The sequence below is a fragment of the Syntrophus sp. (in: bacteria) genome, assembly GCF_040768185.1.
Classification (GTDB): domain Bacteria; phylum Desulfobacterota; class Syntrophia; order Syntrophales; family Syntrophaceae; genus Syntrophus; species Syntrophus buswellii.
This window is the reverse complement of sequence record NZ_JAXGNC010000003.1, coordinates 118,349-142,473: the sequence shown is the minus strand read 5'-3', so window position 1 is coordinate 142,473 and position 24,125 is coordinate 118,349. Positions and strand designations below refer to the sequence as shown.

At 55.5% G+C, this 24,125-nt stretch carries 16 protein-coding genes; 7 read left to right on the top strand and 9 right to left on the bottom strand.

Going from position 1 to position 24,125, the window contains the following annotated elements; translation table 11 throughout:
• The first annotated feature begins 58 nt into the window (after window positions 1–58).
• A complete protein-coding gene (locus AB3175_RS05005) occupies window positions 59–1,954 on the top strand; it encodes a PAS domain S-box protein (RefSeq protein WP_367359848.1) in 1,896 nt (631 codons plus the stop codon).
• 358 nt (window positions 1,955–2,312) lie between these two features.
• A complete protein-coding gene (glgP, locus tag AB3175_RS05000; RefSeq protein WP_367359847.1) occupies window positions 2,313–6,569 on the top strand; it encodes an alpha-glucan family phosphorylase in 4,257 nt (1,418 codons plus the stop codon).
• A 174-nt stretch (window positions 6,570–6,743) separates the two neighbouring features.
• Here glgP and AB3175_RS04995 read toward each other — a convergent pair whose 3' ends face one another.
• The 4 genes from AB3175_RS04995 to AB3175_RS04980 form a co-directional block, all read right to left on the bottom strand.
• Entirely contained in the window at window positions 6,744–6,938 is a 195-nt protein-coding gene (locus tag AB3175_RS04995; RefSeq protein WP_367359846.1) for a DUF2905 domain-containing protein, read from the bottom strand.
• A 95-nt stretch (window positions 6,939–7,033) separates the two neighbouring features.
• On the bottom strand, window positions 7,034–7,384 hold the full coding sequence (locus AB3175_RS04990) for a hypothetical protein (protein WP_367359845.1): 351 nt from the start codon (window positions 7,382–7,384) through the stop codon (window positions 7,034–7,036).
• A gap of 104 nt (window positions 7,385–7,488) precedes the next feature.
• Window positions 7,489–8,670, bottom strand: a complete 1,182-nt coding sequence (locus AB3175_RS04985) for a response regulator (protein WP_367359844.1) — start codon at window positions 8,668–8,670, stop codon at window positions 7,489–7,491.
• 106 nt (window positions 8,671–8,776) lie between these two features.
• Window positions 8,777–9,979 carry a M24 family metallopeptidase gene (locus AB3175_RS04980; protein WP_367359843.1) on the bottom strand — a complete coding sequence of 401 codons (1,203 nt, stop codon included), beginning with the start codon at window positions 9,977–9,979 and terminating at the stop codon, window positions 8,777–8,779.
• 271 nt (window positions 9,980–10,250) lie between these two features.
• Here AB3175_RS04980 and AB3175_RS04975 point away from each other — a divergent pair, with 271 nt between their 5' ends.
• Complete coding sequence (locus AB3175_RS04975) at window positions 10,251–10,844, top strand: aspartyl protease family protein (RefSeq protein ID WP_367359842.1); 594 nt, start codon at window positions 10,251–10,253, stop codon at window positions 10,842–10,844.
• Window positions 10,845–10,974: 130 nt separating this feature from the next.
• Complete coding sequence (locus AB3175_RS04970) at window positions 10,975–11,643, top strand: response regulator (protein WP_367359969.1); 669 nt, start codon at window positions 10,975–10,977, stop codon at window positions 11,641–11,643.
• A gap of 41 nt (window positions 11,644–11,684) precedes the next feature.
• Here AB3175_RS04970 and AB3175_RS04965 read toward each other — a convergent pair whose 3' ends face one another.
• Window positions 11,685–16,025, bottom strand: a complete 4,341-nt coding sequence (locus AB3175_RS04965; protein ID WP_367359841.1) for an acyl-CoA dehydratase activase — start codon at window positions 16,023–16,025, stop codon at window positions 11,685–11,687.
• Between the two features lie 223 nt (window positions 16,026–16,248).
• Window positions 16,249–16,797: a pyruvoyl-dependent arginine decarboxylase gene (locus tag AB3175_RS04960; RefSeq protein ID WP_367359968.1), complete on the bottom strand. Its 549-nt coding sequence runs from the start codon at window positions 16,795–16,797 to the stop codon at window positions 16,249–16,251.
• Between the two features lie 269 nt (window positions 16,798–17,066).
• Between AB3175_RS04960 and AB3175_RS04955 the strand changes: the two genes are divergently transcribed.
• From AB3175_RS04955 to AB3175_RS04945, 3 genes are read left to right on the top strand one after another with little or no spacing between them, the layout of a single operon-like run.
• Window positions 17,067–18,446 (top strand): NlpC/P60 family N-terminal domain-containing protein, encoded by a 1,380-nt coding sequence (locus AB3175_RS04955; RefSeq protein WP_367359840.1) that lies wholly within the window; start codon window positions 17,067–17,069, stop codon window positions 18,444–18,446.
• A gap of 40 nt (window positions 18,447–18,486) precedes the next feature.
• On the top strand, window positions 18,487–20,010 hold the full coding sequence (locus AB3175_RS04950) for a PAS domain S-box protein (protein WP_367359839.1): 1,524 nt from the start codon (window positions 18,487–18,489) through the stop codon (window positions 20,008–20,010).
• Window positions 20,007–20,639 carry a response regulator gene (locus tag AB3175_RS04945; RefSeq protein WP_367359838.1) on the top strand — a complete coding sequence of 211 codons (633 nt, stop codon included), beginning with the start codon at window positions 20,007–20,009 and terminating at the stop codon, window positions 20,637–20,639. The genes AB3175_RS04950 and AB3175_RS04945 overlap by 4 nt, the downstream gene beginning before the upstream one ends.
• A gap of 39 nt (window positions 20,640–20,678) precedes the next feature.
• Here the strand turns inward: AB3175_RS04945 and nfi are convergent, their stop codons facing one another.
• The 3 genes from nfi to AB3175_RS04930 form a co-directional block, all read right to left on the bottom strand.
• Window positions 20,679–21,374, bottom strand: coding sequence for a deoxyribonuclease V (gene nfi, locus AB3175_RS04940; protein WP_367359837.1), 696 nt, complete (start codon window positions 21,372–21,374; stop codon window positions 20,679–20,681).
• A gap of 190 nt (window positions 21,375–21,564) precedes the next feature.
• Window positions 21,565–22,719 (bottom strand): hypothetical protein, encoded by a 1,155-nt coding sequence (locus AB3175_RS04935; protein WP_367359836.1) that lies wholly within the window; start codon window positions 22,717–22,719, stop codon window positions 21,565–21,567.
• 254 nt (window positions 22,720–22,973) lie between these two features.
• Window positions 22,974–23,831, bottom strand: coding sequence for a phosphatase PAP2 family protein (locus tag AB3175_RS04930; protein WP_367359835.1), 858 nt, complete (start codon window positions 23,829–23,831; stop codon window positions 22,974–22,976).
• Window positions 23,832–24,125: the final 294 nt, after the last annotated feature.

The window sequence follows — 24,125 nt, the reverse complement described above, 5'->3', positions numbered from 1 at the left end:
TGGAGCTTCAGGGAGACTCGAAATAGTGGCGAGAAAATCCATGACAAGAGAACAGTTCTTGGCCGAACTGGAATTTATGAAGAAGCAGGCATCACAACCTGTAAGTTCCGCCGGGGAAGACGTTCGTGCGGATATTCTTCAAGGGCCGGAAAGGTACCGCCTCCTTCTCGAAAACCTCAATGATGCGATTCTTCTGCTCAGAATTCCCGGGGGCGTCTACGAATACGTCAGCCCCAACATTACCGATGTGTTCGGCTATCCGGCAGAACATTTTTACCGGAAGCCCCTTTTTCTCAGGGATATCATTCACCCCGACTATTTCGACTACTGCAAGGAAAATTGGGAGGCTTTGCTCGAGGGGAACGTCGCCCGCAGTTACGAATACAAGATCATTGATCAGAAGGGAAGGGAACGATTCATCGAGCAGTCCAACAAGGGCCTTTTTGATGCGAACGGCCAATTGATCGCCCTGGTCGGGCTCTGCCGGAATCATACCGCCTCACGGCAGATGCTGACCTTGAAGGAGAATGAACAGCGCTATCGGCGGACCTTCGAATACGCAGCCAATCCCATCTTGCTTTTTGAGAGAAAAACGGGATCCATTCTCGACGCCAATGCGGCCGCTCTTGACCTTTATGGATACAGCTCCGGGGAGATGACGGGACTCGGCATCCTGGATATTTCCGCCGAGGCAGACAAAGCGGCTCTTCTGCTGAAATCGTCGGAAATGAATATCCGGAAATGGCTCCATAAAAAGAAGAATGGAACCGTCTTTCCCGTTGAAGCGGCCGCCAGTTCTTTTAGCCAGAAGCATCGAAAGCTCATCGAGGTGATTGTCCGGGGTATTGAAGATCGCATGCGGGATGAGGAGGAACTCTTGGAGCGTGAGGCCCGTTACCGCTGTCTTTTTGAAGACAATGCCGGGTCCATGCTGCTCATCAATCCCAATACAGGGCGGATTGTGGATGCCAATTCGGCGGCTTGCCAGTTCTACGGCTACAGCAAAGATGTTCTGAAATCGAAAACGATCGATGACGTCTGCATCCTGTCTCGAGAGCATCTTTTACGGGATATGGAAAGGGCGAGAAAGCGGGAATGCGGGCATTTCTATTTTCTGAACCGCCTTTCAAACGGTGAGGTCAGGGATGTCGAAGCCTATATCGGCCCGGTTGAGATTTTGGGGGAGCAGCTCCTGTACTTTCTGATCCATGATATAACGGATCGTAAGCACATGGAGGAAGAGATGGTCAAGGCGAGGCAGCTTGAGTCCGTGGGCATTCTGACTGGTGGAATAGCCCATGATTTCAATAATTTGCTCGCTGCCATCCTGGGCAACGTGTCCCTTGCGAAGCTCCATCTTGCCTCTGATGACCCGGCTTACGAAAAAATGATTCAAGCGGAAAAAATATGCCTCCAGGGCAAGGAACTGACGAATCGATTGACCACTTTTGCCCAGGCCGGGGGGCCCCTGCGGAAAAAAGTCATGGCAGCCCCCTTTCTTCGGGATACGGTGGCCCTCTTCCTCAGCGGTTCAAACGTCCGCTGCGAATTCGAATTTCCCGATTCCCTGTGGCCTCTCGAGATTGATGTGGGACAAGTGCAGAAAGTCATTCGCCAGCTGATCATGAATGCCCAGGAGGCCATGCCGGAAGGGGGCTTTATCCTCATCCGTGCCGAAAATGCGACTGTTGCGGCCGAGGAAGTGCCTTCCCTGAAAGAGGGGCCCTATATCCGGATCTCCTTCCATGACCATGGGGTGGGCATTCCCCAGGAATACCAGCGCAAAGTTTTTGACCCTTACTTTACGACAAAACCTGCGGAAAACGTCAAGGGGACGGGGCTTGGATTGGCCATTTGCTATTCCATCATCAAGAAGCATGACGGATATATGTCCCTGTCATCCAAAGTGGGAGTGGGAACGACCTTTACGATCTATCTGCCGGCGCATTTCTAGGCTCCCGCATCCGCCAATTTCTGGACCGAAAGGTTGTCCATTCTTCGATTTTCAAACTCCAGCGAATGAAGATGGAATCCCTGGAACGTTTCAGCTCCCTGATATGGAACCGTCCCTTTCTTCAGGGTCTGTCCGCTGAAAGCCCCGGTATGGATTCTGCTAAGGCAGAATTTCGGAAATGGCGGGAGGAAACGGGTTTTGGGTGCTTCGAGACGGTCATGGAATGGATGTGATCCTGTCCTTGAAAGTGGATCGAAGGTGAAAAAAAATGCCCCCTTCCGTGTTTTCCGGAAGATCAGCCTGGAACAGCGCTTTGGAGATATGTCCCGGATGCCTTACAGATCAAAGGAGTTAAAAAATGGATGAACATCAAAACAGATATCTCTTTGAGTGCAGCTGGGAGATATGCAACAAGGTCGGTGGAATCTATACGGTGATCAGCAGCAAAATCCGGGAAGCCCTGAAGGTTTTCGGCGAAAATTATTATCTTCTCGGGCCGGACCTGAAAACCAACCTTGATTTTGAGGAAACCGACGAAGAATGCTGGAACAGGATACGGGAAGGGGCGGCCATCAAGGACCTTCCCTGTCGTTTCGGGCGCTGGAGAATTCCCGGGGAGCCCAAGGTCATCCTGGTCAATTTCGGACTGAAATACAATAAGGATCAACTGCTTTACCGGATGTGGGAAGATTACGGGGTGGATTCCATTGCCGGCGGCTGGGACTATACGGAACCTGTCATGTTCAGCCATGCCTGCGGAGAGGTCATCGAAACGATCTACAATCTCGTGGTCCGACCCCAGGGCGGGACAGCGATCGCGCAGTTTCATGAGTGGATGACCGGGGCGGGGCTCCTCTTCCTGAAAAAAGCCATTCCAGAAATCGGAACCGTCTTTACAACCCATGCAACGATCCTGGGAAGGACGCTGGCGGGTTCGGGGATGGACATCTATGCCTCCATGGACCATATCTCTCCCCTGAGAGAAGCAAATACCCATAATATTACCGCTAAATACTCCATGGAGGTGGCCACGGCGCGGGAAGCCGGATGCCTGACGACCGTCAGTGAAATTACCGCCCTGGAGGCAAAAAATTTTCTCGGCCGATATCCGGACATCATTACACCCAATGGACTGGATATGGAGCAGATACCGAACCTGGTCCAGGACCGCAGACCGGCCCTGCGGTCCCGCATGAGGCTTCTCAAAGCCGCTTCCCGGTTTCTGAAGAAGGATCTGCCCGGTGATACGAAGATCATGGCGATCTCGGGGAGGTATGAATTTCACAACAAGGGGATCGACATCTTCCTCGAAGCCCTCGGCCGCCTGGAAAAGGAAATGGAGGGTGAACAGTCGCTGCTGGTGTTTTTTTTCATCCTTGGCGGCCATACCGATTTGATTCCGGCACTGCAGAGCGACTACGCGAAAGTGGAGACGGGCACCCCTCCCATCTGCACCCATCGATTGCATTACGAAGCCTCAGACCCGATCCTGGAAACGAGCAACCGCCTGGGCCTGAAGAACCTTCCCCAGAACAGGATCAACATGATCTTTATTCCCGCCTATCTCAACGGGCACGATGGCCTGATCAATCTGACCTACTACGAAGCCCTTGCCGGATGCGATCTTGGTGTCTTTCCCTCTTATTATGAACCGTGGGGATATACGCCGCAGGAAAGCGCCGCCCACGCCGTTCCCACGATTTCCACGGATCAGGCGGGTTTCGGCCTCTGGGTGCAATCGTCCTTTACCGAGCATGGCGGCGTCATGATCCTGAAGCGGAAAGGTCGGGAGCCTCACGCCATCACCGATGATCTGTCCAACATCTTGAAGGAGTTCCTTTCCTGGACTGAAATTGAAATGCAGCAGCGGCGGGAGAGTGCCTGGACGATCGCGTCAAGGGCCAATTGGGTTGAATTCTTCAAGTATTATACGGCGGCCTATGATAAGGCGGAGGCCGTTGCCCGGGAACACACGGAAAAACTTGCCCTGGTCGACTACCGGACCGCCTTTCGCCACAGCTTCGCCGGTACGGTTTCGACTCAGCCTCATTTCCGCCGTTTCACGGCCGTGGCGAACCTGCCCCGAGAAATTTCCCGTTTGAGGGAGTTGGCCTATAATTTGTGGTGGGCCTGGAATCCAAGCGCCCTCGATCTCTTTGCCGCCCTGGACCCCCAGCTTTGGACGGAAATGGGGAACAATCCCGTCCGCATGCTGGAAACCGTCTCGGCAGAGAGGCTGATTGAAGCCAGAAACAACACGGTTTATATGGGCCTCTACGAATCCGTCATGAAGCAGTTCGACCGTTACATGACGGACAAAACTCTCTGCCCGCGTCTTTCAAAATCGCCGGAAATCAAGTGGTCTGCGCCCGTTGCCTATTTTTCCACGGAATACGGACTTCATGAAAGCCTGCCCATTTATTCGGGGGGATTGGGGGTCCTTTCGGGGGATCACATCAAAACGGCCAGCGACCTCAACATCCCGCTGGTGGGTGTTGGATTGCTTTACCGCAGCGGGTATTTCAAACAGTTTATCGATAAGGACGGGGTGCAGATCGCGGAATATCCGGAAAGCGACTTCTCCAATATGCCCCTCCAGATTGTTCAGGATGAGAAGGGAGAGGAAGTGCAGATTTCCCTGGAGCTCCCGGGGCGGACCCTCTACGCGAATATCTGGGAGGTGCAGGTCGGCCGGCTGTCTCTTTATCTGCTGAACTCCGATGTCCCCGGCAACACCCCCCAGGACAGGAACATAACGGGGCGCCTCTATCCTGCAGACCAGAGAACGCGCATTGAGCAGGAGCTTCTCCTGGGGGCGGGAGGCATTCGGCTGCTCAGAAAGCTGGGCATCAAGCCCAGCCTCTATCACCTCAATGAAGGCCATTCCGCGTTTCTTGTCTTCAGTTTGATTCAGCTCCTGATGACAGAGGAAGGCCTAAATTTTGATGAGGCCAGCGAGGTGGTTCGGAGCAACACCGTCTTTACCACGCATACACCTGTGGAAGCGGGAAATGAGCGATTCAACAAGGATCTCATCGAGCATTATTTTTCCAGTTTCGTCAAGTGGGCGGGAATATCCTGGTCGCAGTTCTATGACATGGGATTGAAGGAAGCCGGTGATGACAAGCCGTTCTTCATGACGGTTCTCGGCCTGAAAATGAGCCATATGTGTAACGGGGTCAGCCAGATTCACGGCCGGGTGGCACGCCGCATGTGGCGCGATGTCTGGAAGGGCTTTCACGAACTGGACATCCCCATCAGAACGGTGACCAACGGGGTGCACATGGCTTCCTACATTGCACCGAAGGTGTGGGAGCTTTTCGACCTTTATTTCGGGAGGGGTTGGCAAAATTCCATTACCAACCCGGAAACCTGGAAAAAAGTCTGGGATATTCCCGATGCCATGCTGTGGCGCACCCGTTACGAACTCAAGCAGAGAATGATCGATTACATCCGGAATCACATCTCCCGGCACTGGTCGCGGTATGGATACTCCAAAACCTGGCGGGAGGAGCTCTATTCCAAGATCAACCCCACGGCCCTGATGATCGGTTTCGCGCGCCGTTTTGCCCCGTATAAAAGGGCGGACCTGATCCTGTCTGATCTGGAGCGACTGGATAAAATCCTGAACCATCCCACTCGGCCTGTCCATCTGGTATTTGCCGGGAAAGCGCACCCCAATGACGAAATGGGGAAAAGCCTGATCAAAAAGGTCATTGCAATATGCAACAGGGAGGCTTTCCGGGGAAAGATCATTTTTCTCGATGATTACGATATCAATGTGGCCCGCCATCTGGTCCGGGGCGTGGATGTCTGGCTGAACACACCTCGGAGACCCCATGAGGCCAGTGGAACCAGTGGAGAAAAAGTGATCTATAATGGCGTTTTGAATCTGAGCATTTCCGATGGCTGGTGGGCGGAGGGTTACGATGGAGAAAACGGCTGGACTATTGGTCCGGTTGTTCGCGATCATTTGGAAGATGATGCCGGGGCGGATGAAGAAGACGCCCTTTCCCTCTATTCCATGCTGGAGAATTCCGTGATTCCCCTGTTCTATGACCGGGATACGGCGGGAATCCCTGATAAATGGATTGCCATGATCAAACGATCCATTCATACCCTGGCCCCCCGCTTCAATACCGAGAGAATGCTTCAGGAGTATTATGACGAGATGTACCTGCCTACGGTGCAGCGCAGTGCAGAGCTCAGCGAGTCCGGGCACAGGCTGGCCAGGGAAATCGCCCAGTGGAAAAGCACCATTCCCATGCGATTTTCATCGCTCCACCTGCTGGACATCAGTGTGGAGGGGATTCAAGGCGATACCATCGTGGTGGATCAGCCCCTGGTGGTTACGGCCCGCATTGATCCGGGGAAGCTGAGTCCCGAGGAAATTTATGTGGAGCTTTTCATTGGGCGTGATGACGGGTATGGCTTCCTTGGAACTCCGGACCGGGTTCCCCTGAAGAGGGTGAGCAACCTGCTGAACGGTTCTCTCATCTTTACCACGGAATACCGGATTCGGCGCAATGGGCCGCACTCATACGGAATCCGCGTCCTGCCGTATAACGACAGACTGGCGTCCAGGCATGAAACGGGATTGATCCTCTGGGGTTAGGCTGACAGCCCCCGCCTTGCTTTTCGCAGGTCCGCTCCGTCTGCTCACCGGTTCGAATCAACGATGAACATTCCTGCGGCGAGGCGGCCGTTCCGCAGGAGGAATTCCCCGCCCTGCCAAGCGGCCGGGCGATGGGGTCGCTTCTGCCGATGGCGCCGGGATATGCAATCGGTATTATCTCCTGCTGATCAGCCACAGGATCAGGGTCAGGATGAGGCTGACAAGAAGGCTGGTTGTCAGAGGAAAATAAAAGGAAACCTGCTTGCCGCGGAAATAAAAATCTCCCGGGAGTCTTCCAAGCCAGGGAGTTTTTCCTGCCAGCAGGAGCAGAAATCCGACGGCCGTCAGAATCAGGCCGAAAAGTATCACGATGCGACCCATGGAAGAAACGTCGATGATCCTCTTTCAATCCTTTCGTCAAGTCAAAAAAGCGACCCTCTTGAGTTTCCTTCGAGAGCAACCGGTTACGGAATAAAAAATCCCTGCTGAAAAAGTTTTACAAAGAGGGAGAAGAGCGTCAACCCCGAGAACAGCCCCCCGAGAACCGGAAGAGGAAACGATCTTCCCGTAACACATGCAGCTTCGGAAGTCAAAGAAGGGGGATGCCCCTGAAGAGGTCCGCCCCCCAATACCTCTTCAGGGTCAACGGCAACGACAACACCGCAGCGTGGGCAGCGGAACAGAAGCATCCCGGTATAGGGGTCATGTCCCCGGGAAGAAAAGAGATCCTTTTCGAATTGTTCGCGCAGGGCCCCGGGCATATCTCTTGGGCCCTCATGTCCACAGCCGGAGCAGGAAATGGCCTTTAGCAACACTTGATGAAGCCTCCTTTTTTTAAGGGCCGATGATGCCACAATCGGGAGGCAAGGCGCAATACGGCTTGACTACGGAAGCTCTACCAGTAAAATGCTGCTGTTTGTCAGGAAAAAGACAGGAGATAGGACCGAAGGTTGATTTTTTCGTTGTTGATTCCCAGTTTGGTCCTGATGTTGTCCCGGTGGGATTCAACAGAGCGTATGGAAAGATTCAGAAGTTCGGATATTTCTTTGGTTGTTTTTCCTTCTTTGACCAGGTTGGCAACCTGAACCTCTTTGGGAGTCAGATTGGCCAGTTCGGAGCTGAGGCTCTGAAGAAAGGGTGAGATGATATTCTGCAGATTCGCTTCGATGATTTCGACGCAGGTCAGTTGATGGGGGGGCAGTTTCTGCTTCTTCAGTTGTTCGACGTAGGGAAGAATGAGCTCCTTGCAATTGGAAAGGATCTTCTGCCCCTGATCGATCCGATCCATTTCCCTGTTCTTGATCAGGACATGAAGCGCCGTGTTGACTTCCTCCAGGACCTTGGACTTGTTCCGTAAATCCTGCTCCTGCTTGCGAAGGTCCTCTTCGACCTGGCGGCGCCTGTTTATTTCCTCGATCAGCTTCCGCGTCCGCTCCTGGACTCGATTTTCCAGGTGCTCATTGAGCATCCGCAATTCCTGCTGGGTCCGGAGCAGATCCCGGTTCTTCCTGACAACGGTTTCATACGTGGAAATGAGGATGTTCAGGATCCGCTTCCGGCTTGCCGTGATGGAATATTTCTGCCCGCCGATCAGAATCTCGATTTCCGGGTCGGAGCTGCCGTCTTCCGGTTCATCCTGCTCCCTCTGGGTCAGCAGATACTGGATGCGCGACAGGAGGTTTTCTTCATCATAAGGCTTCGTAATAAAATTGTCGGCGCCGCATTCCAGGCTCCGGATGACATCCCTCGGGTCCGAAAGGACCGTGAGCAGGATGACCGGCGTGGCCTTCGTCGCCGGTTCCGACTTGATGTGTTTACAGAGTTCAAATCCGTCCATCTCCGGCATGATGATATCGCTGATTACGATGGCGGGTTTGTCTGTGGATATCAGGTGAAGCGCTTCCTGCCCATTTCGGGCATACAGCACATGAAACCCCTGTTCCTCAAGAGTGTAACTCAACTTTTCAGCCTGTGTCAGACTGTCTTCCACAATGACGATGTTCGTTTTCATTTCCTTTGCAAACTGCCGGAGACTGTAATGAGGCCGATGGATGATCCCTTCCCGCTGTAACCGTTCATCCTGCCGGAATTTCTTAAGCATAATGCAGGAATTTTATCAACAAAATTTGTCCAGGGGAAAAAAGCCGCTCCAACCTCTACGGAACCGCAAATCCGGCAAAGTACGTTGCAAATGAAGTGCCCCGGTATTAAAGGCGGAAAAGGTCAAGGGGATGGCTGGTGATACGCTCCAGCCTTTCTTTGCGGACAATGAAATCGGCCTCAACGCCGATGCTTCCCTCTCCGGGAAAAACGAACTTCGGTTCAAGGGCAAAGACCATTCCTTCCTTCAGGATCTGGGGGTGGCGGGGAGTAATGACGGGCATTTCGTTGAGCTCCAGTCCAAGGCCATGACCTACAAAACTGACTTTTCCTTTCCCATACCCCATGAAATGCTCCTCAAGCCCCGCATCCCTGGCCCTGCTGAGGGCATGTTCAAAAATCCGGGTGCTTTCGGTACCTTCCCTGGCGAAGACTGCCGTTTCTTCGATAATTTCTCTGGCGACTTCATGGGACCGTTCAAATTTTTCGCTGATCGTGCCGATCACGAAGGCCCTTGTCTCGTCGGTGATATAGCCGTTGTAGCCTGCGCCATAATCGAGGATGATCGCCTGATCGCGCTGAATAACCTTGAAGGATGACCCCTGAGGAAGGGCAGGGGTGACGCCCAATCCGGCGATGGTCACGTCGACGGCGGTGGGAATGGTGCCCGCCTGTCCGGAAATCACGTAGAGGCACATCATTTCCGCATTGAACCCGCGCATGCGAAGCAGGCCCTGGTGGCCGTGCCGTCGGCCTTCCGCGGTCAGCTCGGCTTCAACGTCAATTTCACGCATCCCCTCCTTGATGACCTCCCCGGCCCGGAAAAAGACGGCATCCATGATTTCACCAGACCGTTTCATCTGGGTGATTTCAAATTCGCTCTTGATCATCCGCACTGCCCGGACCAGCGGCGAAAGATCGGTGCAGGAGTCAACGCCGAGAATCCCTAAAAGGCGATTGTATGTAGAGACGGGCAGGATATCCAGCTCCATGGCGCCACGGCCGCGCAGGATCCCCCTTTCGGCGAGGATGCTGCCCACATCACGCTGGCTCGAAATCGGGGTGACCGGCAAGGGGGATTCCCTCCGGGCACGGTCCTGGTCCCTTTCCACGAGCAGAAGGGGGTCGCCCTCCAGGGGAACAACCAGGAGTCCGCGTTGCGCCGTCCCGGAAAAATAGAAAAGGTCAACATTTCCCATGATTATGGAAAAATGTATGTCAGCTTCAGCCATTTCCTTTTTTAATGCATGGATTCTATTCTGAATTTCCGAATTTGGCGTCAGTTCGCAGATTCCGTTTTCAGCCCACATATTTCCCCCTCCTTAAACGATATTAATTGAGATTTCCATTCATTTCCGGTGCATATTTTGTATAATAAATACTTTATAATAAGGATTTCGATTTTGCCATGATAGAATCCCCCAAAAAGAGATCCTTTTTTCAGATGAATGCAGCTGTGCCTGATCCGATGGGAGCGTGTTGAATTTTATTGGCGGCATGAACGGTAAAAACAGGAAAACGGGCGGGAGAATGATGAAGGGTCCCTCTAAAAGAAAAACGAAATCCGGACGGCGATTATCCATGGCAATAGGCATGGTCCTGTTGTTCTATGCCTGGCTGTGCCCGGGAATGCTCAGGGCCGGTGAGTTCTATCGTTGGGTTGACGAAAACGGGGTCGTCCATGTTTCTGATGCTTTTCCCCCGGAGGAAAAGAAGGGCTGGAAAGAGAGTGTGAAGCGCGTCCGCGTTCCGGTCAGAGCCCCGGAGCCGGTGCCTTGGCAGGCCGATGAATACCGGATTCCCTTTTACAAGGCACCCGGTGGTGGTATTATTGTTCAAGGGATTCTTGATGATACCGTTTCCGTTAATCTGCTGTTCGATACGGGAGCCAGCCATATGGTGATTTCCGAGACGCTGGCAAGTCAGCTGAAACCTTCTTCCCACGACATCAGGAAGATAAAAGTCCATACGGCAGGAGGCTCCATCGAGGCCAGGACATCGATGATCGCAAAGGTGGCTCTTGGAGATGTCTTCAAGGAAAATGTGCCCGCCCTGGTGACGGAGCGGGATACACGTGCCCAGGGTTTTGACGCGATCCTGGGACTGAGTTTTCTCCGGGATTTCAAGGCAACCGTTGACTATCAGAACAGCGAAATCATCCTGAAGCGTCCTTGAAGAAAGCGCTTGAACAGGCTGAAAGAGAATCTCCCGCACCTGTTCAGAAGCTTGATGCGGAAGATCCCGGAATGCCGGGAGGTGAGCGGTTCAGCCTGGAACCGAACAAGTTGTACGGGAGCGTGGAGGCATTCCGCCGGGCTTCGATGAGGCCGGCAGGAATGTTTGTATTACGGGAACCGATACAGGTGGGGATATGGATGAACATACAAGGCAGCGGATCTTCAAACCTTTTTTTACGACCGGGAAGATGGAAAGAGGAACCGGCCTCGAAGCGGCTTCCGCCTATGGCATGATCGGGAACCAGGGGGGAGACATCGAGATGGATCGTGAAAGGGATTATGGGGCCGCTTTTCGAATGTATCTTCCCCCATCCGGCAGGGAAATTCCCGGAGAGACAGGATCTACGGCGGATGTCTTCACGGACCGTAAAACAATCCTCCTGGTGGACGACGAGGACATCAACATCGAGGTGGTCCGGGAGATCCTGGAGCTGCTGGGCTATTCGGTTCTGGCTGTGCAGAGCGGCCGGGATGCCGTGGGTCTTTATCGGCAAAAGAAAGCCCTCATTGACCTGGTCATCCTCGACATGATCATGCCGGGGATGGGCGGGGGTGATACCTTTGACGCCCTCATCGAGATCAATCCCCATGTGAAGGTTGTTCTATCAAGCGGTTACAGCCTACATGGCGAAGCCCTCCGCATTATGGAGCGGGGGTGCAGCGCGTTCATCCAGAAGCCCTTCAGAATTGAAGAGCTTGCAGGCAAATTGGCAGAAGTGCTGGGCGGGAAGTCGTAACCCGGAAAAGTCCGATGAACTCTGAGCGATTCCAGCCAGCTTCAAGGGCTGGTCTTTGCCGATTGCACAAGGGTGTGAATTCTGGCGGCCTGCAGAAGAAAGACCTCCAGCTTTGCCTGGATGATCTGGGGGAAGGGGGTCCCGTCGCTCTCAACGGCCAGAAAGGGGAGGGGGCGGCGCAATGAGGCCTCCGCCGGAAAGGCCGGTTCTATTTCCGGGCGTTTTTGAGGGATTCGTTTCCCGCGGCTCATTTCCGGGGTCAGGATGGCTTCGGACACCCGGTTGGGCATGCAGCCGAAAGGGCCCAGGGCGATGACGCCGCAATAGGGAGCCGGCACGTCCGCAAGAGCCGCTCCAACGGTCAGAACGGCTTCTCCCAGGAGCCTGGGGTTGAGGATCGGGCCGGCCTGGGCCACCAGATGCGGCACCGCCTCGAGCCGGTTTGGAATCAGACCCGATTCCGCAAGAAGGTTCGAAATCGCCCGCTCATACCGCTTCATCCACATTGTGCGAAGCACAAGAGATGCCTTTTCTTTGACAGAAAGTCTTCTGTCCCCCCATCCCTTCCGGGTGCAGAGATCTGTATAGTAAATCCATTCCATGACACTGGCCACTTTCGTTGCGAATCCCGCATCGGCAAGCCGTTCAACCAGGTATTGCCGGGACAGGGCATCATGGCGAACAAAGATCTCTCCTGTCAGAAGGATTATGGGAATCTCTCCGGGCCGCCTTCTCATGGGAATGGATTTCAGGCGAGCAGCCGACTGCTTCAGGCAGGGCCGCAGATGTTTGAGCTCTGAAGAAGATTCCAGGACTGTAACGATGTTTCCGCATTCTTCGAGAAAAATCGCCCTTGCGGCATTCCGGTCCCGGGCTGCACAGAGCAGAACTCCGTGGATGTCCTCCATCAGATCCGCGATGACCATCCCTGTCCAGATGTTCCGTGTGAGATGGCTGGCGTCGAGATCCGCATAGCTGTTTGCCGCGCTGAGGGAATAGAGGGTCACATCCGCGATCCCGAGCCGCTCGATCATCGCCTCCATGAATCGGGAATACTGGCCGAACCGGCAGGGACCCCCGGCCGTGGGCATGAAGTAGACGAGTCGTTCGTCCCTGTCCGTCCTGTTCCGGAGATACTTCAGCAGGCTTCCCGCTGTCAGCTGGAGAGGAAGGCATTCCTTGCACGACGTGTTGCCGCGGCCGAGCTTGAGCACCTCCTCGTCTGAATCGGGGAGAGCCGTCGCCCGGACTCCCGCGGAACGGAAAACGGCGGCGATGACGTCCGAATGGAAACGCCCCATGGAAGGAAAAACCAGATGGACGCGGGGATGCGTCAAGGGGTACGTTTCCCCTTGGGAACCGATCATCCGGAACGTCCCGGAATCGACCCGCATGGATGGTGTTTTCCGGGAGGGCGCAACAGAAGGGATCTTCCGCTTTCCGTGCAGATCCCGGTAGTTTCGGATAATATCCAGAAAGGCCTCAATGCGGGTTTCAAGTCCGGCATCCGCGACATGGCTGTCCAGTTCGAGCGTCAGGAAGGGTTTGCTTCCCATCATCCGGCGAAAATAACCCAGGAGAAAGGAGTCCGGCCCGCAGGAGAAGTTGGATATATAGCAGCCGAAGAGCTGAGGATGGCGGGCGACGAAGGCGGCGCCTTTGAGGATCAGCTGCCCGGACGCCCAGTACATGTCTTCGCCGGCGGGTTCATCGGCCAGGGGCAGAAAGGTGAGGGGAACAACGCCCACGCCCCGTGAGGCGAATTTCCGGGGAATGCCCATGTTGGCCTCCGGAACGAAGGCGTTGTAAGTCCTTCCAAAGACCACGATTCCATAGCGGTCCGAATGTTCTTCCAGCGTGTGGAGAAAGTTCCGGCCGAGGCTCTTGGCCTTCGCCGCCGCCTGCTCCTGGTCGGCGACGGCGGCTGAAAAAGCCCGCTTCACATCCTTCTTCCCGCAGCCGAGGGAATGTGCCAGATCCGCCAGGGCCTCCCGTGCGGCATCATAACCCTGAGAAAAGTCGAGGACCGGCTGCAGTACAGATCCCCCTTCCTTGAGCCGGCGGAATGCCTCGACATCCCTGAAGGCGCTGGCAAGATAATAGGGTTCAGCCTGGGAGATGGGGCAGATTGTGCCGGTCGAATTCCCTCCTTCCACGTACATGCCCCGGATGTGGGGGAGAAAGAGAAAATCCGGCTTTTTGAGCAGCAGATCATAGAAAAAGCCATGGGCGAGTTCCGCCGGGAAACAGAAGGCCGCCCCTTTCGACATCATGCCCTCGATCCGGGGAGAATCCGGGAGCATCACGGAAAAGCCCAGCCGGGTGAAAAAAGATGTATACAGGGGATAATAGGTGTTGGTGAGAAACGACCGGTTGATTCCCATCGTCCGGGAGGCCCCACCCAATGGGGAATCCCCGCGGCCCGCGACGGGGCCTTGGAACGTCAGAGCCGCATGGCTCCTGACAAGATCCAGCGACTCCCCATCCACGGACAGGGCGTATCGGAGATTGTACCAGCGGTTGCAGGCTCCTCCAAAAGGATGGACTTTTTCTCCCATACGGATTCGGGCGATTTCGCATTTCCGGTCGCAACGCTCCTTCCCCCCATGGCAGACAAAGGGGGATTCGTAGGCGATGTCCCTGTCCTTCAGGGACTGAAGGGAAAAGGAGTCTTCCCTGAGCAGTCCGCTTTCCAGCCGCTTTCGGATTTCCAGGGCCACGCCGAAGGCGCCCATCAGTCCGGGTTCCGGGGGGACGACGATTCGTTTTCCCGTCAGGGCGGCCATGGCCACCGGGATGGCCCGGTTGTAACAGACGCCGCCCTGCATGAAGATGTTGTCCCCCATGACGCGGTTTCCCTTGACCCGGTTGCTGTAGTTCATGCAGATGGAGTAAACGAGGCCCGCTACAATGTCCTCCCTGCTCATGCCTTCGTGGGCGGCATTTTTGATGTCGCTGCTGATGAAGGCGGCGCACTGGTCGTTGAAATTGGCGGGGGCATGACCCTTCAGGGCGATTTCAGCGATGTCCTCCATGGCAACCCCCATGGACTCCTTCGCCGCCTCCTCGAGAAAAGAACCCGTGCCGGCGCTGCAGGCGTCATTCATGGCATAGTCGGAGGGAATGCCGTCCTTCACATAGGTATACTTGGCATCCTGTCCCCCGATTTCAAAGATGGTATCCACCGTCGGATCAAAGAACAGGGCGCCTGTTGCGTGGGCGACGATTTCGTTGATGACGCCTTCCGTCATGGCATGAAGGCCGGCGATCTGGCGCCCCGAACCTGTGACCCCAACTCCCCGGACGAGGATCTCTCCCGCCAGGGGCCCCAACTGCCTGTAGAGGTCGGCGTAACAGGCCCGGGAAGCCCCGATGGGATCGCCGTTGGTGCGCAGGTAGACGGAGGCCAGTACGCGGCTGTCCTCCTCCCGTAAAAGAACCGCTTTCGTCGTGGTTGAGCCGACATCCAGCCCCAGGATGCAGGTATCTCCCCTGCGGGCGACGCCCTGCTCCATGGTCCGGAAATCCACGTGATCCACAAAATCCGCCAGAGGCAAAAGTCGGTGAAAAGCCGAATGGTTCTGTTGAATGACGGCCTCCGGATGGGAAACGGGCAGGGTTTCGTGCTCCAGGGCCCAGAGAGCGCAACCCAGGGCTTCAAAATACGGCGCTTCTTCCGGAACCGTCAGGCTGGAGATCTCACTTCTCAGGTAATCCAGCATGACGGTGTTCTGAGCGGTTCCGCCGATGAGCATCATGTCTCTGCGGGGCAGATCGCGAAGGATTTCCAGGATCTTTCCCGCCATCATTTCGCAGAGGCCCGAAGCGATTCTTCCCCTGGGGATGCCCTTGTTGGTGGCGTGCGTGCAGTCGCTTTTGCAGAAAACGCTGCAGCGACCCGAGACCCGGTAGGGCTGCTCCTGCCGGGCGAAGGCGATGGCTTCTTCGAGGTCGAGGTTCAGGCGGCGGATCTGCTGAAGAAAAAATTCACCTGTCCCCGAAGCGCATTTGTTGCCTGTCTGGACGGAGCAGATCTTACCGTCTTTCCCGATGACATAGACCAGGAAGCTTTCCCCCCCGGCGCTGATGACGGCATTCAGGGGTTCTCGGCCGGCGGATAAGAACGAAAGGGCCGTTTCCACGGCCAGAGGCTCTGGAAGGGATGTGAGATTGACAAAAGAGCGGAACTTTCTGCCGGTCACGGCGATGCGCTGGAACTGGTCCAGGGGAAGCGAAGAAAGGAGTTCCAGGAACGCCCGGCGCGGATTGCCATCGTGGGGCTTCAGATGGAGCAGGGACCGATGGATTTCCCCCTGCGGATTCCTGCCTGCGGCAACGGCCGTCAGTGTGGTTGCACCGATGCATATGCCGAGACTTTTCATTCCCTGCGCCCTCTGTGCTGCTCATGTCTTGACGGATTTAAAAACGGCGTGTTGAGGAGTAACGGATAGCGGATGCTGGCGTCAGCGGGGAAGATACCCGGCCGCCTTTGCCGGGGTGGCCAGGGACCGTTCTTCAAGGGCGTTTCTTCGAGCTGCCGCCGCATCGATACGACTTCCCTGACGGCTCGTCAGCCTTGAGGAACAGCCCTGCGGCTCAAAGGCATCAAAAAACGAAAACAGCTGCAGCGACCACCGTTGTATAACGGTCGTCCTTCACAATGGTCGACTGGGTCACATTGCGGGTTCGGACGATTTTGCCGCTGATCTTGAAAATTTCCTTCTTTTCGTCCCAGCTTTCATCCACGTTGAAGTCGATTCCCAGGGTTGAAGCCAGCATGGCGGCGGCCATGTCCTCGGCATAATCCCCCGCCTGCTTCTCGGTGAGGCCGAAGGCGTGGTGCTCGCTGATGTATCCATAGGAGGTCTTGTCCGCAGGGATGGCGCAGCCTACGGAAGCGGCGAGGAGCCGTTTGGGCTCGTTGCTGCAGCAACGGCTCATGACGCAGTAGGTGATGGCGCCCGGTATCAATTCCTTCAATCCCTGAATTTTCGAAATACTCTTGCAGCCCGGCGGGAAAATGCTGGATACCTGGACCAGGTTGCATTTTTCGATACCGGCGTCGCGCAGGGCGCGTTCAAAAGAGTGCAGCTCATCACGATGGGTGCCGACACCCTTGGTGAAAAATATTTTTTTGGGAACGAAATCGTACATCGATCGTCGCTTGGCCTCCTGTTTCGATTGTTTTCCCTCCAAGGGAATATCATCCTCGCAAATCCGCGACGTTATACCAATCTTTCTTTTGAAAATCTACAAAATATTCCAGGTATTTCTTGCCGACAGGCATTTTTTTAAGCTCTGTTTAAAATCCCGGCACACCTTCGGAAAGAAGGCTTGTGCATAAAAGGGTTGCACTGTGCAGGAAAATCCTTAGACTATGGCAAAATGGCCGGTTGAGGAAGATGCGGATCAAAAGATCACCTATGAAAATCCATATATGTATATTCCTGGGGATGCTGGGAATTCTCCTCCTTTCCCCCCTGGCTCGTGCCCAGGACGAGATTCGGGACATCAGCCGGTTGAAGCAGGATCACTTCTTTTATCTGCCCGGGAAATCGGACGATTCGGCCATCGTGGACCGTGAGATTCAGCAGACTCTCAATGAGTCGTACTCCCGACGCTATTTTTCCATCTGGCAGCAGGAAAAACCACGGTGCACCCGCGACGACATCCTCTGGGATTTCAACAAGTATGGAGAGAATCCGGGGTACGGCGAGAACCATCGCCGGCGTGAGCCGGCCTGGGTGGAAGGCCTGAGGCACAGCGCAGGTCTGGACCAGTACCCGAACCGGGGAATCCGGGGTATCACCGTCGCCAATACGGATCTGCGGGCGCTGCCGACTTCAGGGCCGCTTTTTGATGGATTGGACAACGATTCGGGTTACCCCTTTGATCGATTGCAGATATCGACCATTACGGTCAACTCGCCGGTTTACATCTCTCATGTCAGTGAGGATAAGGCCTGGGTGCATGTTGAAACCGGCACCTATTTCGGATGGGTGAGCGCCCGGGATGTCGCCCTGGTGGATGATGACCTGGCGAATTCCTGGCAGAGCGGGAGATACGCCGTCGTCATCCGGGATCGGATCCCCATTTATGATGAAAAGGGGCGGTTCTGTTTCAAGGCGCCCCTGGGGGCACAGTTCCCCCTGCTCCGGGAAGAGGGGGATGTCTGGGAGATCCGGATCGTCGTTTCCGATCAGGACGGTCGGGCGATCTCCAAGGTTGCCCGTCTCGCCCGGGAACATGCGGCCCTGAGACCCTTGAAGATGACCCGGGCAAACCTGGCGCGGGTGGCCAACGAACTGATCAATCAGCCCTACGGCTGGGGCGGGCTTTACGGAAACCGGGATTGTTCTTCCATGCTGATGGATTTTTTCGCCCCTTTCGGGATCTGGCTGCCGAGAAACTCCAAACAGCAGGCCCATGAGACCGGCCGTTTCATCGAACTGGGACATCTGTCTCCCGAAGAAAAGGAGGCGGCCATTCTCTCTTCCGGAATCCCCTATGCCACATTGATCTGGCGTAAAGGGCACATCATGCTCTATATGGGGTCATTCGAGGGGAAAGCTCTGATTTTCCACAGCATGTGGGGGGTGACCACCCAGGATGTCCGGGGGCGCAGGGGAAGAAGGATTGTGGGGCGTTCGGTCATTACGACGCTGCGGCCCGGCATTGAGTGCTGCAGCGGCCTTGCGCCCGGCTGCGACCCCCTCCAGAGCATCCTGGGGATGACCCTTCTGCTGCCGGATGCACCGAAGCCGCCGGAACCGGAGCCGTCGCCGCAGCTTACGAACCCTTAGGAACCGCTTGAAAAAAAGGAGAGGAGAAGGGCGATCCGACATGAAATGTTCGGAAAGGGACACGGAGCCATTACGGATCCAGGATTCTCCTGCCCGTGACGATTTGAGGAAAACGATGGAAAGGGCTGAAAAAAAGCAGAACGAATACCACCTGGAACAGGACCTTTACCGCACATTGGCCAACAGTTCCCAGGTGGGCGTCTACATCCTCCAGGACCGGACATTTCAGTTCGTCAACCCTCATATTGCCGAATATGCCGGGTATCGGGAAGAAGAGATGGTGGGGATGGAATCTCTGAGCCTCATCCATCCCGATGACCGCCGACTGGCCCGGAAAAATGCCATCCGCATGCTCAAGGGGCAGCGCTTTTCACCCTACGAATTCCGCATCATCACCCGGGACGGGCGGATCAAGTGGATCATGGAGACATCGACCCCCATCTACTACAAGGGGAAGCGCGCTGTCCTGGGAAACTCCATGAACATCACCGGCCAGAAGGAAGCCCGCAACCGGCTGGAGGAGTTGGAGGCGCTCGAATCATCGATCCTGGATGCCATTCCCCACGCCGTGGTGGGTCTCCATAACCGCCGGTTCATCTTTGCCAACAACGCCGTGCAGACGGTCTTTGGCTGGTTTCCTGAAGAGCTCATCGGCCGGAGCGTTCGGCTGATCTACTGCAGCGACGAGGACTGCGACAAAATTGCCCGGCTTTTTTACGATAACCTGGAAAAGCATCGGACGTACAGCACGGAATTTCTCTGCAGGCACAAGGACGGCCACGACCTGATCTGCATGATGCGGGCTTCCCGCATCGGCGAGCGACTGACCGAGGGGCGGATCGTCGTTACCTATGAAGACATTACGGAGCGCAAGCAGGCGGAAAAGGAGCTTGAGGCATCGAGAGAGCAGATGCGCAACCTTTCCATCCACCTGCAGTCGGTCCGCGAGGAGGAGCGGGCGCGAATCGCCCGGGAAATCCACGATGAGCTGGGCCAGTCGCTTACGGCTTTCAAAATGGATCTTTCCTGGCTGGCAAAGCGGATGGCTCAAGACGAGCAGCTTCACGGAAAGATCAAGGCCATGTCCGGACTGGTGGACCAGACCATCGAATCGGTTCACCGCATTTCCGCCGATTTAAGGCCCGGCCTGCTTGATGATCTCGGACTGGTGGCGGCCATGGAGTGGCAGGCCAAGGACTTTTCCAGTCGGTCGGGCATTGCCTGCGAGGCGGATCTCTACGCAGAGGAGGTGCCCCTGGAAAAGGACCTGGCCACGGCGATTTTCCGCATCTTTCAGGAAACCCTGACCAACGTGGCCCGTCATGCCGGCGCCACCAAGATCTTTGTCCGTCTGGAGGCGAAAGACGGCCAGGTGATCCTGGAGGTGACGGACAACGGCCGAGGCATTTCACGAAAGCAGATCAATGATCCGAAATCATTTGGAATCATGGGGATGCGGGAGCGGGCCCTGCTCTGGGGGGGAATTGTCCAGGTGACCGGCAGCCGCTATAAGGGAACGACGGTGACGGTCAGCATCCCCATGAAGTCGAGAGGCGAGGAATGATCAGAATCCTGGTGGCGGATGACCATACGATTGTCCGGGAGGGGTTGAAGCAGATTGTCGGCGAAGTCGACGATATGACCGTGGCTGACGAGGCCGGCAACGGGCAGGAGGCGCTTTCAAAAATCCGGGAGGGGGACTATGACGTGGTTCTCCTCGATATCTCCATGCCCGGCCAGAGCGGGCTGGAAGTCCTGAAAGACATCCGGGCCGAAAAGCCGAAACTGCCCGTATTGATTCTCAGCATGCATTCCGAGGAGCAGTATGCGGTCCGGGCGCTCCGGGCCGGCGCCTCGGGCTATCTGACGAAGGCCAGCGCGCCCGATGAGCTGATCGGCGCGATCCGCAAGGTTTCCCGGGGGCGGAAATACGTGACGGCGTCCCTTGCGGAAAAACTGGCCCTGGAGCTGGGCGCCGACACCAGCAAGCCTCCCCATGAGATGCTTTCCGATCGGGAATATCAGGTGATGCTGATGCTGGCCGCCGGAAAATCCGTGACGGAGATCGCCGACGAACTGTGCCTCAGCGTCAAGACCATCAGCACCTATCGTTCGAGGGTCCTCGAAAAAATGAACATGAAAAAAAACGCGGAACTGACGCTCTACGCCGTTCAAAATCACCTTGTGGGCTGACATTTCCTGCGTCTTTTCAGCCTGTCCGGAAAGCCGTTTCTAATCCCGGGCGATTGCTTCCGCCCTGAACCTGTTTACGGCCAGATGGGCCTGGCGGACAGGTTCCGGGAGGCGGTATCCCTTGCCGCATGCCAGAACAACCTCGATGGCCCGCTTCAGGCCGATCCGGTGCCCCTGGGACACGAAAACAGGCTTAACCCTGCTTTTGGTCCTCACGACGGCGCCGATGACGGAATCCCCGTGGTACAGATCCGTGAAGCTGCCCCTCTCCGCTCCCACTTCGCCGTAACTTCCGACCAGCTTCGTTTTTGCGCAGCCGATCGTCGGGAGATCCAGGAACAGCCCCATGTGGGAAGCCAGGCCGATGCCTCGCGGGTGAGCAATGCCCTGACCGTCGAACAAGGCGATATCGGGACGCTGTTTCAGCTTTTCAAAGGCCTTCAGCAGTATCGGCCCCTCACGGAAACTCAGCAAACCGGGGACATAGGGAAAAGAGACGCGAGCGGAGAAGGACGACATTTCAGTCATCTCCATCGCGGGGTAAGAAAGCATCACGACCACCCCGAAAAAACGGTCATCGCCCCTGGAATACGAAATGTCCGCCCCGGCAATCCAACAGACGGGTGCAGGGATTTCATCGTCGCAAAGGATCAGCTTTTCCCGAAGCACCTGCTGGATGGCCACGGCTTCCCGGCAGGTTACATCCCAGGAATGCAGAGGTTTCGTCGTCAACATCCATGCTCCTCCGGTAAACGCCATCTAACGGCGGCCACAAATCGCCGCAATATCTTATACATCACCTCCGAGTACAGATTGGTCCTCTTGTCCAATCTCTTGAGCCACCCGGTCATGATCCTTGATGTTGCTATCGGTAGTGATCTGAATCTGATTAAGCTCGTTCTTCTGCCCTTGAAGTAATTGCGATTCAGTAACGGTAGATCGCAGCTATTCCAGTCTTCGTGGGCATCCGTTCGGTGGGGACTACAATGACTTGGCCGCTCATTTTCAACGCTAACGTTGCCAGGTCGTCGAGCAAGTCATCCACCTCCGGGTGTGTCAAGTTGTCCAACTCGATGTCGCCGTTTGCAGTATTCAAGCGGCCGGGAATTTCGCGGTCGGCTTCGATCAGCAGTTTGGAGACCCGCCCATCCACTACTGCCTTGGCTACATGTGCAATCTCTCCGTCACCGAGCCCCTTGGATCTCGCATTGCCGAACTCATCAACCAGTGCCGCCAGGCGCGCCAGATAGCGAGGCTCCATAATCTGCCAGGCGCGTAACCGGAGTTCGTCGATCGACGACAGAGCATCCGGGTGGATATCGATGCTTTCATCTATCAGAAAAGGATTTTGGCTGGCATCGTGAAATATATGATGATGCTGCGGCAGTGCCGCTAGGATCAGCGGCAGCCCCGATGGTTGAGAGTGGTGTTTCATGATTGCGCGGTCAACGGCGCGGAAGAAGCGTTTCGCATCGATGTCCAGCTCAGACTCTTTGCCGCCGTGACCGTGACGCATGGGCGAGCATCCGGCACCCACACCTCCGTATGAAGCGACGGTCTGGTGTGGTTCGGTCAACTCTTCTCCCAACGCCTCGTTGATCGTCCGTGGGACATCCTGGGCTGGTTCGATCTCGTCTAAAACATCACGGTTACCCTCGAATAATTTGATCTCCTTTCGGTTCAGGCCGAGAACGTGGTAGCGGTCGGCTGACTGACGGATGCGCATCAGGGGCTTGGTGTGGAAGCTATCCGCCACGACGGCCAATTCGGCGATCGGCCTCTGTAGCTTGTAAACCCGGAACATGCCCCTTGCACTCAGCACTGCCAAGCCGTCGAGGGAGTGATTCCAGAAGTCGAAATTATTGGTCAGTGCCAGAAGTGGTTTCAGCAATGGCCATATCTCATCCTTCCGGAACTGTTTCAGGAGCGATTCCTCAAGCGCCTTCACAAGATTCCTGAACCGTATCGGATCTTGCTGATTGTCCGGGTAGTGTCGATGCGTCGGTTGGTAAAGCGAAAGGCACGGGGGATCACAATTTTCCAAGAGTCCTGCTGCAAAGTCATTATCCAACGTATTCATTCTGTTCCCTCTCTGTGACTTAATGCGTCCCATTCGGCGGGTGCACTCCATAAAGACAGTCGGACTTCCGACAACAAATCCTCCTCACGATGCCTTTTAGCCCCGGGTCTTTGATAGAGCCGGATATTGTTAATGCTCTTGTTGCCGGTAAACAATTCAAATCGTTCTGTTTCGGGGAATTCCTTTCCCATGCTTTTCATGACCCGGGAATCACCAAAAGTCATCCCCGTCCGTATGGCGTTGAGGTCAGCCGTTTAGCGCTGGCGGTGCTTGTACTCTGCGAGGGCAGACCCAAACAGCAGCCAGAATCCACCGACAAGGAATCCCGCAGCAACATCACTGGCATAGTGCAGGCCCAGCAACATTCGGCTGAAGCCGATCAGGCCAATGAGAACAGCTGTCCAATAGATCAGTTCGAAGCGCTGCCGCGTCGTCATAAGATCCCTGGCAACAATATAGGCGATGAAACCATATACCGCCATTGCGCTCGTAGCATGGCCGCTGGGAAACGAAGGTGTAATGGCGGCAACCTCCGTCACGAACTCCGGCCGTTGTCGTGCCAGCACGAACTTCCCTGCATACGTGGTGATCTGCGATCCGAGAATGGTCAGCCATAGCGGAGCAATCATGTGTCTACGGTAGTGCGCCCACAACAGACCGGTGGTCACAAGCGCCACGGCTACCAGGGTGGCTGATCCGCCAATATCAGTGATCCAGATGAAAACGGTGATCATGCCATCTGTGCGAATTGGGCCAATTCGTTGATTAATATATTCATCGAGGCGGACGAGTTTGTCCGCTTCCAGCAGCTCCTCGACCAGCCCCCCAAGCAAGGCGGCGATGTAAAGCGCGGCGATGACAATGAGCGTCAAGGGAAGCCCGGTATACCGGCTCGGCGTCAGCCGCGCAAGTAACAACCTTGTCGTCCCAGGAAAAGACACCCTGATCCTCGAACCAATTCCAGAAATGTCTTTGATAACCCGGACTTGCTTGAGAGCCGTCTTCCACTTACCGAAAAGGCGGATAACCAGGCGCAACCCCCACCAAGCAGTGAGCCGGAGCACGATGATCATCGCGGCCATTGCCAGTATGGTTATCAGTGTCCAGGTCATGCGTATCTCCCCGCTGAGGTATACGATGGCGACGGCGTAGCCGCGCTACTATTCGATTTCCTGGCTGACGCTCAGCATAACCGGCTGGCAAAGAAGCGCAACGGTTTTGGCCACCCTTGTTAATGCGGTTGTGTAAGCCCGGCATGGGCGTGAACTTATGGGATGAAAGTCCCCTGTACCCTGTATGTGAGTCCTGTCAATGATTTATATATTGACACAGACCCTGGCCGAAGGCAAGGGCGGAACAGTGAGGCCCCTTCGAAGGAAGCCGGAGCGCAAAGCTATGCGCCGATG